This window comes from Butyribacter sp., assembly GCF_056818865.1.
The window spans coordinates 56,925-73,687 of sequence record NZ_DBLYGC010000017.1 but is presented as its reverse complement, the minus strand read 5'-3'; the positions used below and the strand labels follow the sequence as shown (position 1 = coordinate 73,687).

Sequence of the window (16,763 nt, the reverse complement as noted above, 5' to 3'; positions counted from 1 at the left end):
AATCTGTACTAACCTGTACTAATCTTTTTTTGACTATGCCAAAAATTGGTCAAATCTTGGTCAAAACCCCTTGACCAACTATATATTTTAGTACATCCAAGCTCTGAAACCCTTGATTTTCCTGCATTCCTACTTATCAATAGACTTCATTGTCGGGAACAATAACACATCCCTTATCGCTGCACTATCTGTAAGCAACATGCAAAGTCTGTCAAGTCCGTATCCGATTCCGCCTGTTGGTGGCATTCCAAGTTCGAGTGCATATAAGAAATCTTCGTCTGTATGCTCTGCCTCGTCATCCCCTGCATCTGCATTAGCATCCTGCTGTGCAAAACGTTCTCTCTGATCGATTGGATCATTGAGCTCTGAATATGCGTTACACATCTCCCATGTATTACAGAAAAGCTCAAAGCGCTCTACTTTTGTAGGATCTGTTGGTTTCTTCTTTGTAAGTGGAGAAATCTCTATTGGATGGTCAGTGATAAATGTAGGCTGTATAAGTTCTTTCTCACAATATTCCTCAAAGAACAGGTTAATAATGTCACCTTTCTTGTGACGTGCTTCATATTCGATATGATGCTCGTCTGCAAGTTTCTTAGCTGCCTCATCACTTTCAACCTTATCAAAATCAATGCCTGCATATTTTAAAATCGCCTCATTCATTGTCATTCTTGCAAATGGCCTGCCAAGGTCAATTTCAACACCATTGTATGAAATCTTTGTTGAACCTACAACTTTTTCTGCCAGATAACGGAACATTGATTCTGTAAGTTCCATCATTCCTTCGTAATCTGTATATGCCTGATAAAGCTCCATAAGTGTAAACTCTGGGTTGTGTCTTGTATCTACTCCTTCATTACGGAATACACGTCCAATTTCGTATACTCTTTCAAGCCCACCTACTATAAGTCTCTTTAAATATAATTCTAATGAAATACGAAGCTTTACATCTTCATTGAGCGCATTATAGTGTGTTTCAAACGGTCTTGCTGCTGCACCACCGGCATTAGATACAAGCATCGGTGTTTCTACTTCCATGAAATCTCTTGATGCAAGGAAATTTCTTATTTCTTTCATCATAAGCGATCTCTTTACAAATACGTTTTTACTTTCCTCATTCATAATAAGGTCAATATATCTCTGACGATAACGTACATCTGTATCTGTAAGACCATGGAACTTCTCTGGTAAAATCTGAAGTGATTTCGATAATAATGTCAATTCTTCTGCATGTATGGAAATCTCTCCTGTTTTTGTTCTAAATGCATAACCTTTTATGCCATAGATATCACCTATATCTGATTTTTTAAATACAGCATATGACTCTTCTCCAATTGAATCTCTTGACACATATATCTGTATTTTTCCTTTAAGATCCTGAATATTACAAAATGAAGCCTTTCCCATTACACGCTTAAACATCATACGACCTGCTACCGATACCTGAATAGGAGAGGCATCCATTATCGCTCTTCTTTCGTTGTAATCATCATTTATTACTTTACGAGCTTCTGCTTCATCCATTCCCTCTGTATCAGGCTTAGCTCTGCCTGCAAGAAGTTTCTCTTCATGTGCTGTGTAAAGCTCTTTTACTTCATCCGAATGATGCGTCTGATCATATTTTGTAATCTCAAATGGATCATTGCCCGCTTCCTGTAATGCGGCAAGTTTCTCTCTTCTAACTTTCAAAAGCTGATTTAAGTCCTGCTGTGTCTGTGGTTTATTCTGCTGTTGTGCCACTTTTATTGCTCCTTCCGTTCTTTATCTGCTTACGCTTATTACTTCGTATTTTATCATCTCGCCATTTGGTGTCTCAATTTCAATAACGTCACCCTTCTTTGCACCTATAAGTGCTGCTCCGACAGGTGATTCATTTGAGATTTTATTGTTAAGGCAGTCAACCTCAGTTGAACCTACAATTTTATACTCCATCTCGTCACCAAATTCTATATCTTTAATTTTTACTGTAGCACCTACATTTACCTTGTCGGCATCTCCCTCATCGTGCTCTACTACTTCGGCATTTTTAAGGATATTATCTATCTCTTCAATACGTGCTTCAATATCACGCTGCTCATCTTTTGCAGCATCGTACTCAGCATTCTCCGATAAGTCTCCCTGCTCTCTTGCCTCTTTAATTTTCTGTGCTACTTCTTTTCTTTTATTTAATTTTAAGTCATTTAATTCATCTTCCAGCGCTTTAAGACCTTCACGGGTCATAAGATTTTTCTTTTCAGCCATCTTAAATCCTCCATAAATTCATATTCATATCGCTTGATTATACTGCAAATTCGCTATTTAGTCAACTATAGCATTTTTGGGGCTACTCCCAAACGCCCTCATTTCTGCTTCCTGTAGCAACTGCTCCATCATCATAGCTTGTTCTGAATGGTGCCGCAGGTATGCCGTTCTTACCATAAAGAGTAACTTCTGCATAATTTGTCCAGCAATATCTTGCATATTTTGGCTTTTCAACATCTTCTGCCGATACTACAATCGTGTTTCCACAAATTTCAGCACTTGCAACATAATACTTTTTATCGTCACCGGCAATTTCAAATCCTGATAATTGCTGTCCTCTGCATTCCATTCCGCCATCTGCATGCTCAAAATGAAGTATCATCTTGTTTTTATCTGTTTCATATGAGTTATAAACAGGTCCAAATGCACTCTTTTCATTGTTCTTTTTATATACATGATAAAGTGCCTGCTCGCAAAGTCTTTCCCCTACAACATCTTTTTCTACCGGATGGATATTTCCGTATTCGCCCTTGTCAAGTATAACTGCAATTCCCGTATTTTTTACAGTTTTAAAAAGACGCATCTGTGCTTCTCTTATGAACGGCCAGTTGTGATAATCAGGCTCCCCGTCATTTTTAAACATAGGAAGCTGCACACACATAAACGGAAGTTCATCATCTCTCCAGTCATGGCGCCATTGTCTTACAAGTGTAGAAAGCATTGTATAATATGTATAAGGCATATGGTCGTCTTCCTCACCCTGATAATATAAGAAACCTCTCAATGTGTAAGGCATTACTCTTTTTAACAATGATTCATACAGTCCGCATGGTCTTGTCTCATTCCTTGGTCCCATCGGTCCCGGATACTGATTTTCTCCAAAAAGACTTATCGCCTCATCCCATGTAGGATTCTCTGCTGTTTGATAATAATGTCCCACATTTTTATCAAACTCTGCCTGATATTTAATATAATCTTCTCTCGCTTTTATGTACTCTTCAATATCCTGCCCCTTAACTGCCTTGTCATATTTATCAAGATATGGTTTTAAAAGTGTCTCCTGTTCCATAAATTCCCTGCTTGTCCAGCATGAAGCAGAAGTTCCTCCCCAGTTACATCCGATAATTCCAACTGTAACTCCAAGCTCTTTTGAAAGTTTTTTTGCAAAATAATATGCAACGGCAGACCATTTCTTACATGTATCCGGTGTACAATGCTGCCACTCACTCTGCTTTTCTGCCTCTGATAATTCTTCGCCTACCCATGATACTTTTGGTGTATAATAATATCTCACGCCCTCGTCTTTTACATTTGCACAAACTTCTTTTCCGTTCTTGCTGTTTTGAAGTTCAAGTTCCATGTTTGACTGACCTCCGGCAAGCCACACCTCACCGAGCATTATATCAATATATTTCTTTGTCTCATTTCCATCTGACACCTCAAGTTCATATGGTCCACCTGCTTCCATCGGTGGAAGCTCTATTTCCCATTTTCCGTCTTTTACATCCGTACTTATTTTATTATCACCTATAACTGCTGTAACACTCTGTGCATCGCTCTCTCCCCAAAGCAATATATTTTTTTCTCTCTGAAATACCATATGATTACTAAATATAGCCGGTAATCTTAACATAAATTTTCCTCCTGCATAATTAAAATCAGGTACACCTAAAATTAAATCTTTGATATATTCGTTGCACCAGTACAAAACACTGCTTACATAATAATACATTTGTTCAGAAATATAAAGTTTTTTTTAGTCACCGTAACAATCTGTATCAAAAAAATCATATGTTCACAGCAGTCATAACAAAAATAATTCCTTTTTTACTTGTCCTTGTCACACTTTCAAATATAGGTTATAATTAAATATATTATGATGCAGGGAGGCGGGTATAAATGAAAAAGATAAATTTTTTTAGTAAAATCCTTACCGGGATTATCACTGTTGCCATCGTCGCTGTTGTTACCTTTTTAGCTCTCAACAATAGAAAGACAAAACTTTACAGCGATTCGTCAACCACCGGTAATACAGCTTGTAACCTTTTAAATGGCGGTCTCTTTACGCAGGCTGACAATGTTATCTATTTTGCAAATCCTAACGATAACAATAAACTTTACAGAATGAATGCAAATCTCACAAAAATCCAAAAATTATATAACGATAAAGTAAGTTATATAAATGCCGCCGGCAATTACATTTTCTATACCAGAAGAAATGATAAATTAAAAAGCACCGGCAATGCCTTACTTTCATTAAGTACAACGGGGCTTTTCAGAATTACTAAGAACGGAACTGACCTCGGCAGACTTTACGAAGACCCTACTCAGGTTGCCTGTCTTTACGGAAATAATATCTACTATCAGCATTATGACCAAAAAAGAGGTCTTGAACTTTACTCAACAAAAATTGACGGTTCAGAGAGTAAAAAACTTAAACCTGAAGCTGTTGCTCCTTATTCCGTATCCAACAACACCATTTATTATTCTGGCTGGAATAGAGAGCACCAGATTCATTCCATGGATATTGACGGTGGAAATCAACGTGTGATTTATGATGGCAATTGTACTTCAGTTGTTAAAGTCGGTGATTATATTTATTTTCTTGATATGGATAAAAATTATAATCTCTGCCGTGTCGCCCTTGATGGCGGAACACCTGAAACAGTCATCAAGAATAAACTTGCCACATACAATATTACCAATGACGGAAATATAATCTTCTACCAGATTGATGACGGACAGAAAAACGGAATTTACATGTATGATTTAAATTCTGGAACCAATTCTCTTATCGCATCCGGTGATTATAATTTTATACATATTATTTCCGATTATGTTTTTTATGAAAAATTTGATGGAAGTACCGCCTATTATTACAACATGTCAAATGGTGATACCAAAGTATTTAATCCTAATGTTGAAAAAGATTCAAACTAAATAGCAAAAACAAAAAGTACAGAGCTGTTTTGATATTTATCCAAAAAGTTCTGTACTTTTTATGGTTCTATATGTTTTAAATATTACTTACTACAATATTACTTGCTGCAATCACATCTACGTTATCACTTCCAATATTCCCTGTTCATCGTACATGCAAGTACCATTTTTCTCGGAAGCTTATCATAATTTTTTCCAAGTTTATAGCCAATCAGTCTGAAACCACATTGCATCATAAAATAAATTGTCTTAATAAATTTTCCTTTTTTCATAAGATACATTATAACTTTTTTTGCATAACCTGCACCTTCTTTTTCGGAAGATATTTTATCAAAAATTTCATGATATTGTCTCTGCGATACACCCAAATCAAAACTTCTTACAAATTGCTGTTTACATGTATAAGAATGTGAATGTATTACTTTAGCATCTGCCCGATATGCAACACTAAAACCAGCCTGCATCTCTTTATATGCCATTATCATGTCTTCATTAAAAATTGTTTTCTTGACAAATCCGCCAAGTTTTTTATACACATCAAGTCTGTACATTGCACATACATCTGAACAAAAATATGTCTTTATTCCAAGTCTTTTTTCATCTTTTTTTGTTTTAACAACACTCTCAGGCGGATAGTTTGTCTCTCTGGTCATGCGTTCTATCTCATCGGCATCTTCTCTTGCAAGCTGTCTTGCATATGATATTCCGACTTTTCTGTCATCAAATGCCTTTAAAAGATTTTCAATCACATACTCATCATAACAAACGGCATCCTGCGTCATAAAAAGAACATAATCGCTCTCCGCCATCAGTGCGCCATAAGCTCTTGTTGCTCCGTGGTCAAAATCAGCTTTTTTTATCGGATGAACAGAAATTATATCAGCAAGTTCTTTACTGCATTTTTTTATATCAAATAATTTTTCGTCTTTTTTTTCAATTGTCTGCAAAAGATATATATGCTCAGGTCTTTTACTCTGTTTATACAACTTTTCAAGCATTGACGCAAAATCGTTTCCTGCTTTATATATCGGTATAACAACATCTACACTGCTTCCCATTTTTCACGCCTTTCCTCTCTCTGCTAAAAGCTTTCCGACAACCTCAACGGCATTCTGAGCATCTTCTGAATAACCGTCTGCTCCGATTTCGTCGGCAAATCCCTGTGTTATAACTGCCCCGCCTATAATAACAAGCGTATCCATATTATTTTCTTTCACAAGATTTACAACCTTTTTCATCTCCATCATAGTTGTTGTCATAAGTGCAGAAAGACCGATTATATCTGCATTATGCTCTTTTGCGGCTTCTATTATGGTTTCTGCCGGTACATCTTTTCCGAGGTCGATAACATCATATCCATAATTCTTAAGCATAAGTACAACAAGATTCTTTCCGATATCATGTATATCGTGCTCAACCGTTGCCATTACTATTGTTCCTAAAGGTTCTTTATCCTTATTCTGTGCCAGAACAGGCTCTAATACACCTATTCCAAGCTCCATTGTTTCAGCACTTGAGATAAGCTGCGGCAGATAATAAATCTGTTTGTCAAAAAGTTTTCCGACATGTGTTATGGCAGGTATAAGGCTTTTATCGATTATATCCTGTGCAACGGCGCCATTTTCAAGTGCCTCTTTTACAAGTTCTTCTATCTTTTTGCTTCTTCCCTTTACAACAGCCTCAAAAAGTTTATCATCTTTTGGCACATTACTGTCAATATCAGTCGCTGAAGCTGCAGTTCCACCTGATACCTTAACCTGCGATGCATCTATATCTCCCGAAAGTACAGAAAGCTTCCTTCCAGTAACCCTGTTTATGTATCTTGTGTCTGATTCAGGTTTATTCATAAGAAGGTCTGCGGCAAACATTGAGTGCATCAAAAGATCCTGTGACGGATTTGCTATCGCCATGGTAAGACCATGACTTATCGCTATACTCATAAAACTGCTGTTTACAAACATTCTCTCAGGCAATCCGAAAGAAATATTTGAAAGCCCGCATGCTGTTGCAACTCCTATATCATTTTTGCAATATGAAATAGTCTCCATTGTTTCTTTTGCGGCATTTCTGTTTGCTCCGATAGTTGCAACTAGGCCATCCACTACCACATCCTCTTTTGTAAGACCAAATTCATATGCTCTCTCCAAAATTGTATGTATAATTTCTTTCTTCTCATCAATATCTTTTGGAAGTCCCACCTCAGATAAAGGAAGCAAAATAAACATTGCTCCGTACTTTCTCGCTACTGGGATAAGTTTTTCAAATTTTTCAGGTTCCAGAGAAATTGAATTTATCAATGCTCGTCCCGGATAAATTCTAAGTGCTGCCTCAACAACAGACGGATGACTCGAATCAATTGACAACGGAAGATTGCTCACAAGTGTAAGCTCATTCACGCATTTAAGCATCATTTCCTTTTCATCAATACCGTTCATACCCATATTGACATCAAGAATTGATGCTCCAAATTCTTCCTGCGACTCAGCCATCTCACAGACCATATCAAGACTTCCCTCACGAAGCTGTGCCTGTAATGCTTTCTTTCCTGTTGGATTTATTCTCTCACCTATAATAAGAAAGTCACCGTCAAGGTCAATCGGCAGAACATTTCTCTCAGTAGATAATGCTCTTCTTAAAACTTTACCCTCTCTCTTTTCAAATGAACATCCTGACTTATATCCTTTTTCTATAAGCAGTTCATTTAAAAGTTTAATATGCTCCGGCGTAGTTCCACAGCAGCCACCCACAACATCAGCACCTGCCTCAACAAGCGGCATCATTTCCTTTGCAAATTCCTCAGGTCCCATATCATAAACAGTAACACCGTCTTCAAGTTTAGGAAGTCCGGCATTTGGCTTTGCCACAATCGGAATATCTGCATATTCTGTCATTGTCTTTACAATTTCAATCATCTTATCAGGACCCGTAGAACAGTTCACACCAACCGCATCGGCTCCAAGTGTTGTCATAACAAGTGCCGCCGTCTCCGGATTTGTTCCATAAAGAGTTCTTCCGTCCTCATTAAATGTGAGTGTTACCATTACGGGAAGTTCACAGACTTCTTTAGCCGCTATAACTGCTGCCCTGCACTCCTGAAGACTCATCATTGTTTCAACTACTATAAAATCAATCCCTGCATCAACAATACACTTTATCTGCTCCTTGTATATGTCGACCAGCTCTTCAAACATAAGCGGTCCGACAGGATAAACCTGTTTTCCCGTCATAGTTATGTCACCGGCAATGTAAACTTTTCTGTCTGCTTTTTTTTCTTCATCAGTAAGCCCTTCTTCAACAGCCGCCTTTGAAATCTCAACAAGTTTTGTATTTATCTCTAACAGCTTATCATCAAGTCCATACTCTTCAAGCTTGATTCTGTTTCCCGAAAATGTCGGCGCATATAAAACATCACTTCCAGCCTGTATATACTCAATCTGAAGCTGTTTTAAAACATCACTGTTTTCAATAATCCATTCTTCCGGACAAACACCTACCGGCATTCCTCTTTTTTGAAGGTTAGAACCTGTTGCCCCATCAAGTATAAGCTTTGATTTTTTTATTCTATCTCTAAACTCTTTTTTTGTCATAACAATCTATAATCCTCATTTCTGAACAGTTTTTTCACAACTGTCTACTCGTATTCATCAAAAATAATTATAGCTGAAAAGCATATGTTTTACAATACTCTGACACACCGCTTAAAAACTCACCTTACTTTAAATTTTCATTCCCTATTTTCTTGAAAATTTTATCGGTTTTCCTCTCAGATTTCCTTTTCTATCAACATAATAATCCATTTTTTCTGCTGTTTTTGCCTTTATCTTTTTTCTCTTTAACTGGGTCATTTTCCCAGATTTTATTATATTTTTTGTATATGTACAATATTTTTTATTCAGATACAGACCATTTATCTGTTCCATAATTGTACTGTCACTTGCTATCTTATAGCGCATGCTTTTATGATGAAATCCACTCAGAATATAATTACCTTTTTTGCAAATTGGATACCCGGAACCTGTCGAAACAATCGTTGTTATAAGCTCTGCCTTTCCGTTTACATTCTGATATACATCCGCCCATATTGCATTTTGTCCTGCATCTGTCACCAGCAAAATATCATTGCCTGAAGCATCATGAATTTTTGCTGTATATACTCCGTCAGCAAACTGTTCTTTCTTCTTTAACTGCTTTATCAAATCACCATATACATCCGACTTAGTTTTTGCTCTGCAGACATTGCCGCTAAATCCAGTCACCATCGCTGCCACAAATAAAACAGCTAAAAACTTTTTTAAATTTTTCATAATCTTTATTCCTCCAATTCTTAATTTTTATTTTAAAAAAATTATATCACACTAACTTTAACAAACACTTTAATTTTTTCTTACATATTTATTACTTTTACGAATTATGATAAACTTATTAGCACACAATAAATGCAATTATAATTTCAGTAAATAAATTGTCACTTAAAAAGGAGATATTAACATTGAAAACAGTAGGAATAGTTGCCGAATACAATCCATTTCACAATGGTCATAAATACCAGATTGAGCAGATGAGAAAACAGACAAATGCAGACAATATTGTCATTGTCATGAGTGGCAATTTCGTGCAGCGCGGTGGCATGGCATGGGCGGATAAATATCTCCGTGCCCAAATGGCAATAAAATGTGGTGCTGATTTTGTATTTGAAATTCCCTCTGTTTTTGCCTGTGCCAGTGCCCCAAATTTTGCCTTAGGCTCAGTAGCACTTCTCGATTCTCTGGGATTTGTTGATGAGATATGTTTTGGAAGTGAGGAGGGTTCTCTTGAACTTATAAACAAAATTGCCCTCACTTTAAATGACGAAAATTATTTTGATGTTATTGATAAATATTTAAAATCAGGTCTTTCTTTCCCTGCTGCCAGAGAAAAATTTATAACAGCGATGTTTCCAAACGAAAAGGAAACCATAACCAAACTTCTAAAACAGCCGAATAATATTCTCGCAATAGAATATATCAAAGCACTTAACAGCTTAAAAAGCAGAATAAAACCTATAACCATAAAACGTATGGATGCCGGATACCATTCAACTTCTCTTGGCACAAATGACGGAAATTCCATCTCTCTGTCACCCTTAAGTTCCGCTTCGGCTATAAGAAGTGCTTTTTTGCCGGCTTTTGATAATGAAACTAATAATGACAACTGTTTAACTATGTCACATCAAACAAAGCAACAAAAACTTGAAAATATTTATTCGCATCTTCCGGAAGCGGTTTATGAGACTTTATCTGATAACCCTGACCGTTTCCCGGCAAATAATATGCTTTTAAACGATATGATGTATTACAAGTTATTGTCTCTTAAAAGTTGTGGCTGCACACTTGATATTTTCAGTGACGTCTCATCTGACCTCTCAGAAAGAATTTACAATAAATTATCTGAATTTAAAGATTTTGAAAGCTTTGCTGACATTCTGAAAACAAAGCAATACACCCATACAAGAATAACACGCGCGCTAACACATATTCTTCTTGATATGAAAGACTCTGATGTCAAAAATTTTGCTTCTTCTCTTTGCACCGAAAAAAAGATAATGTATGCAAGACTTTTGGGAATGAACAAAAAGAAAAGCCAACTACTTAGAAATATAACCGATATTCCTGTTATTACTAAAGTAGCAAATGCATCCCGCACTTTTGAAAAATTTTCAGATTTGCTTTTTGATGACAATGTTCCACTAAAAAATCACAACACTTTTACTGACAATCTTAATAAAGTGTTTAAATATGATATTTTTGCTTCTGAATTATACAGACATTGCATGAATAATAAAATTCCTGATGAATACCGTGCCGGAATATATATGCAATAGTCATTGCATGCAATAAATACAATAAATATTACTTGAAATAAACATTTCTTACAACAAATATTATCTGTGATAAATATTGGCTATGTTACATCAACATAGCCGCAAGTGCTGTTCCGAAAGCTCCTGCCACTGTTCGTAAGCTGCATATGATTGCTGTTCCGTCTGAATATTTATCTTTTTCAATGTCTTTCATTCCCCATGCAACCATTGACATCATTATTATTCCGATGCCGATGGAACGAAGTACAAACAATACCCACAATGGGACAATATTTCTTGTAAGAATTGCCAAAATAAAAGAACATATACTTATTGAATATATGAGCCTGATTCCATACTTCTGATAAAGCCATCCGCCTACTGCGCTGGCTAATGCCGTAGACAATGCTCCCGGAAGCATTATTATTCCAACTCTCTCCATATCTGCCTCAGCAATTCTTTTTATATATACAGGAAACCACACCGCTGTCCCCATCATAACAGCATAAATAATAATACTTGATATAACGACAATCACGAAATTTTTATTTTTAAAAAGTTTTAAATTTATATATGGTTTCTTTTTTTGCTTTTGTCTGACTATAAAAACAACAATAAACACAACACCCGCTAAAACAAATAAAATGCTTTTAATTAAACTATTACTGCTGCTGTTTTTCATTTCTTTAAATAAAGTAAAACCTGCCATAAAAAATATGACCGAAAACCCACTTAATACAAATGAAGTAAAATCAAATTTTTTAATTTTTTTACCTGCTTCTATTATACTTTCTTTTATTTCCTGTTTTTTTTCCTTATTTTTCTGTTCTTTTTCACATTTTCTTTTTTCTAAAACATATAACCATATCTGTACGCCAAGTATAACGACTACCCCTGCATATATTCCCCACATAATAAACTGCCAAGGCATACTATTTACAAGCAGTAATGTGACAACAGGTGCAGCGGCGGATGAAAGATTTAAAAGAAATCCATATATTCCCATTACAACTCCTGTTTTTTCTTTTGAATATGCACTCAGTAATGTAATCTGAGACAATATAAGAACCACTCCACTGCCTACAGCCTGAAAAATTCTTCCTATTATTATGAGTATATAATTTAAACTTATAGCCGACAATACAATACCAAAGCCAAATATAAGCATTGAGCTGAAAAACAATTTTTTCTTGTCAAAATATTTAGTCAAAAATACAGATAATATTGTGGTAACACCTATGGTCATGGAATATACCGCTGTCATAAGCTGAGACTTTGACGCTGACAGATTAAATTCTTTCATTATATTTTCTAGCATTGAAGAAAATGCAGTATGCGAAAACGAACCCATCATACATCCCAAAACCATAATAATTATAAATATATTTTTAGACACAAACGCCTTGCTTTTTAAAACATTTCCATTAAATTTTACATTATCTTTTATATCAAACTGCTTTTTTCTGACTACATCTGTTTGCAAAATATCCGCCCTCCAATACAACTTTTTATACTATCTCATATTACTTTTTTACATCTCATAAATTACATATCTTATACTTTATAAATAGCTGTATCCAGATTAGCTGATTACAATTCATACACATAGTACAAAGAGTCGCTTGCGACTCTTTTGCGCTTGAGCTGAATGCGTAGCATTTATTTCCTTTCCGCGAAATGCGCATCCCAACGGAGTGTTTTTTATGTTATAGAAAGCAAAAAGTTTCCTATAACATAAAAAGGCGCCGCATCTAAACGATGCGACGCCTGTATATATTCGTCAATGCTTTATATCAATTTGATATATATCAAACAATATTTAAATTATAAAAATTTATAATTATTTGTAAAGCTCAACTAATTTCTGTAAGTGCTCATAACGAGCCTTAGCAGCTTCCTCAGATTCCTTGAAGAGTCTCTCAGCACGCTCTGGGAATGGCTTAACAAGACGAGTATAACGAGCCTCGTTGTTAAGGAATGCCTGGTAATCATCGAAGCTTACACCCTTCTCTGAAGTGAATGTAAATGGATTCTTACCATCTGCTTTGTTTGCAGGGTTGAATGAGAAGAGGTTCCAGTAACCAGCCTTAACAGCTTTCTTCATCTCATCCTGGCAGTGGTTCATTCCACCCTTAGCGATTCCGTGGAGCTCACAAGGTGCATATCCGATGATGAGTGATGGTCCTGGATAAGCCTCAGCCTCTGCGATAGCCTTAACAGCCTGTGCAGGGTTAGCACCAAGTGCTATCTGAGCAACATATACATAACCATAGCTCATAGCGATTTCAGCAAGACTCTTCTTACCGATTTCTTTACCGGCTGCAGCGAACTGACAAACTTCACCGATGTTTGAAGCCTTAGAAGCCTGTCCACCTGTATTAGAATACATCTCTGTATCAAATACCATTACATTTACATTCTCGCCTGAAGCAAGTACATGGTCAAGACCACCGAAACCGATATCATAAGCCCAACCGTCACCACCGAAGATCCATACAGATTTCTTTCCAAGATAATCTTTCTTGTCAAGAGCTGCTTTTGCATCAGGACATCCTGCTGCAGCGGCTTTCTCTAATTCAGCGATAAGAGCATTTGTTGGCTCAACATTTGCCTTTGTATCATCTTTTGTCTCAAGGAACTTGTCTACAACAGCCTTAAATTCTGCTGAAGCCTTGTCAGATGCTGCACAAGCCTTAACAGACTCGATAGCCTGGTCACGAAGGTACTTCTGACCTACATACATACCAAGACCGTGCTCTGCATTGTCCTCGAACAATGAGTTAGACCAAGCTGGTCCTTTCTTTGTATCTTTATTTACTGTGTATGGTGCTGTAGCAGCAGGGTTACCCCAGATAGAAGAACATCCTGTTGCATTTGAGATATACATCTGCTCACCAAACAACTGTGTAATAAGACGAGCGTAAGATGTCTCTGCACAACCTGCACATGAACCAGAGAACTCGAGGAGTGGCTGGTTGAACTGGCTTCCCTTAGGTGTTGTGTCAGCAAATCCGCTGTCTTTCTTTCCTACGTTTGCAACTAAGTAATCAAATACCGGCTGCTCATCTGCTTCCTCTGCCTGTGGAACCATCTTGATAGCTCCCTCAGAAGCCTTAGGGCATACTGTGATACACTCACCACATCCCATACAGTCAAGTGGAGATACGCTCATAGCGAACTTGTACTCTCCAGCCTTTGGCTTAGTATCAGCAAGTTTGATATTTGAAGGTGCTGCCTTAACTTCATCCTCTGAAAGTAAGAATGGACGAATTGTAGCATGTGAACATACGAATGCACAATTGTTACACTGGATACATGTCTCAGGATCCCATGTAGGAACTGTTACGGCTGTACCACGTTTTTCGTATGCAGAAGCACCTGTCTCGAACTGTCCGTCAGGATTGTCAATGAATGCTGAAACAGGAAGGCTGTCTCCATCCATCTTAGAGATTGGCTCAAGAAGATCTTTAACCATCTTAACAACCTCAGGACGACCTGTGATTTCTTTTGCAGCAGCATCAGGAGTCGGATTCTTCCAAGAATCTGGAACTTCAACTTTGTGTACTGCGTCTACACCGGCATCAATAGCCTTGTAGTTCATCTCTACAACTGCATCACCCTTCTTAGAGTAAGATTTCTTAGCAGCAGCTTTCATGAACTCGATAGCGTCATCGATAGGCATAACATCTGCTAATTTGAAGAATGCAGACTGAAGGATTGTATTTGTACGTTTACCCATACCAATCTCGATAGCCTTGTCGATAGCGTTGATTGTGTAAAGCTGAATGTTATTGTCAGCGATGTATTTCTTAGCTTCAGCATTAAGATGCTTATCTAATTCATCATCTGACCACTGGCAGTTAATCATGAATACTCCGCCTGGCTTAACATCCTGAACCATCTTCATTCCCTGTGTTACATATGCAGGATTGTGACATGCTACGAAGTCAGCCTGATTGATGTAATATGGGCTTCTGATAGGGTTGTCACCAAAACGAAGGTGAGAAATTGTAACACCGCCAGTTTTCTTTGAATCATACTGGAAGTATGCCTGAATATACTTATCTGTATGGTCACCGATAATCTTTGTAGAGTTCTTGTTGGCACCAACTGTACCGTCTCCACCAAGACCCCAGAACTTACATTCTTTTGTACCAGGTGCTGATGTAATAGGAGCTGGCTTAACTTCTGGTAAGCTTAAGTTTGTTACATCATCAACGATACCTATTGTGAAACGTGGTTTAGGATCATCTTTCTCAAGCTCTTTGTATACAGCGAATACTGATGAAGGTGGTGTATCTTTAGAACCAAGACCATAACGTCCACCTGTAAGCACGATATCATTAAGTCCTGCTTCACGAAGTGTAACTGCTACATCAAGGTATAAAGGATCTCCAAGTGCACCAGGCTCTTTTGTACGATCAAGTACGGCAATCTTCTTAGCTGTCTTAGGAAGAACTTTAAGAAGGCTTGCTGATACCCAAGGACGGTATAAACGAACTTTGATAAGACCAACTTTTTCTCCCTTAGCTGTAAGGTAATCAATAACTTCTTCTGCAACATCACAGATAGAACCCATAGCTACAATAACACGGTCAGCATCTGCTGCTCCATAGTAGTTGAATAAGTCATAATCTGTTCCGAGCTTATCATTGATCTTCTTCATGTATTTTTCTACAACTGCAGGTAACTCATTGTATGCTTTGTTACATGCTTCACGATGCTGGAAGAATACATCACCGTTCTCATGTGAACCACGAGATGCCGGATGCTCAGGATTAAGAGCGTGTGCTCTGAACTCTGCAACTGCATCCATGTTGCACATTTCTTTAAGATCTTCATAATCCCATTTTTCAATCTTCTGGATTTCGTGAGATGTACGGAAACCATCAAAGAAGTTGATGAAAGGAACTTTTCCCTCGATTGATGCAAGATGTGCAACAGGGCTTAAATCCATAACTTCCTGAGGATTTGTTTCAGCTAACATAGCGAAACCAGTCTGACGACAGGCGTAAACATCACTATGATCACCAAAAATGTTTAATGCATGTGATGATACTGTACGTGCAGATACATCGAATACACAAGGTAACTGCTCACCAGCGATTTTATACATATTAGGGATCATAAGAAGAAGACCCTGTGAAGCTGTAAATGTAGTTGTAAGTGCACCTGCTGCAAGTGAACCATGAACTGTACCTGCGGCACCTGCCTCAGACTCCATCTCTACAACTTTGACTGTGTTTCCAAAAATATTCTTCTGTCCTGCTGCTGACCACTGATCAACTGAATCAGCCATAGGGCTTGAAGGTGTGATAGGATAGATACCAGCTACTTCTGTGTAAGCATATGCTACATGAGCTGCGGCTGTATTACCATCCATTGACTGTTTAGCTCTAGCCATCTTTATAATTTCCTCCTTATTATTAAATTCTTCTCATTATCTTAACACTAATGATAAAAAAAGTAAAGAATCGAAGTCGAATTTTCGAGGTAAAAAGTCGAAATTTTGTCGGATGTATTGTACGATTTCTACATATTTGTAAGTTTGTCGTAACTAACTTTATGCATCTTTAACACTTTTTACCTAATATTTATAAAACACATACATTCTTTAACACTCCGCCTCTTATTGAGAATTTTATCCCACATTCCTTTTTCTACCTATAAATATATTGCTATTGTCTGCATGAACACTTGACTAATGCTTCATTATTGCCTAAAATAAAGACTTGTTGTGTAT

General features: G+C 37.1%; 10 protein-coding genes. 2 read left to right on the top strand and 8 right to left on the bottom strand.

Translation table 11 applies throughout. The features are described 5' to 3' along the window. Positions 1–129 precede the first annotated feature (129 nt). The 3 genes from lysS to ACZLXV_RS09260 all read right to left on the bottom strand — a co-directional run bounded on the left by lysS (position 130) and on the right by ACZLXV_RS09260 (position 3,874). Entirely contained in the window at positions 130–1,740 is a 1,611-nt protein-coding gene (gene lysS / locus ACZLXV_RS09270; protein WP_482383220.1) for a lysine--tRNA ligase, read from the bottom strand. Between the two features lie 21 nt (positions 1,741–1,761). Next, a complete protein-coding gene (gene greA, locus ACZLXV_RS09265; protein ID WP_022224890.1) occupies positions 1,762–2,241 on the bottom strand; it encodes a transcription elongation factor GreA in 480 nt (159 codons plus the stop codon). 82 nt (positions 2,242–2,323) lie between these two features. Further along, positions 2,324–3,874 (bottom strand): sialate O-acetylesterase, encoded by a 1,551-nt coding sequence (locus tag ACZLXV_RS09260; protein WP_482383219.1) that lies wholly within the window; start codon positions 3,872–3,874, stop codon positions 2,324–2,326. A gap of 266 nt (positions 3,875–4,140) precedes the next feature. Here ACZLXV_RS09260 and ACZLXV_RS09255 point away from each other — a divergent pair, with 266 nt between their 5' ends. Next, positions 4,141–5,181: a DUF5050 domain-containing protein gene (locus tag ACZLXV_RS09255; RefSeq protein ID WP_482383218.1), complete on the top strand. Its 1,041-nt coding sequence runs from the start codon at positions 4,141–4,143 to the stop codon at positions 5,179–5,181. Between the two features lie 125 nt (positions 5,182–5,306). Here the strand turns inward: ACZLXV_RS09255 and ACZLXV_RS09250 are convergent, their stop codons facing one another. From ACZLXV_RS09250 to ACZLXV_RS09240, 3 genes are all read right to left on the bottom strand, one after another. After that, positions 5,307–6,239, bottom strand: a complete 933-nt coding sequence (locus tag ACZLXV_RS09250; protein ID WP_482383217.1) for a glycosyltransferase — start codon at positions 6,237–6,239, stop codon at positions 5,307–5,309. A 3-nt stretch (positions 6,240–6,242) separates the two neighbouring features. Beyond that, a complete protein-coding gene (locus ACZLXV_RS09245; RefSeq protein ID WP_482383216.1) occupies positions 6,243–8,768 on the bottom strand; it encodes a homocysteine S-methyltransferase family protein in 2,526 nt (841 codons plus the stop codon). Between the two features lie 144 nt (positions 8,769–8,912). Beyond that, on the bottom strand, positions 8,913–9,485 hold the full coding sequence (locus ACZLXV_RS09240) for a hypothetical protein (RefSeq protein ID WP_482383215.1): 573 nt from the start codon (positions 9,483–9,485) through the stop codon (positions 8,913–8,915). A 185-nt stretch (positions 9,486–9,670) separates the two neighbouring features. Between ACZLXV_RS09240 and ACZLXV_RS09235 the strand changes: the two genes are divergently transcribed. Next, positions 9,671–11,041, top strand: a complete 1,371-nt coding sequence (locus tag ACZLXV_RS09235) for a tRNA(Met) cytidine acetate ligase (RefSeq protein WP_482383214.1) — start codon at positions 9,671–9,673, stop codon at positions 11,039–11,041. An 85-nt stretch (positions 11,042–11,126) separates the two neighbouring features. Here the strand turns inward: ACZLXV_RS09235 and ACZLXV_RS09230 are convergent, their stop codons facing one another. Both ACZLXV_RS09230 and nifJ read right to left on the bottom strand, forming a co-directional pair. Continuing rightward, on the bottom strand, positions 11,127–12,503 hold the full coding sequence (locus ACZLXV_RS09230) for an MFS transporter (RefSeq protein ID WP_482383213.1): 1,377 nt from the start codon (positions 12,501–12,503) through the stop codon (positions 11,127–11,129). A gap of 357 nt (positions 12,504–12,860) precedes the next feature. Next, entirely contained in the window at positions 12,861–16,424 is a 3,564-nt protein-coding gene (gene nifJ, locus ACZLXV_RS09225) for a pyruvate:ferredoxin (flavodoxin) oxidoreductase (RefSeq protein ID WP_482383212.1), read from the bottom strand. Positions 16,425–16,763 lie beyond the last annotated feature (339 nt).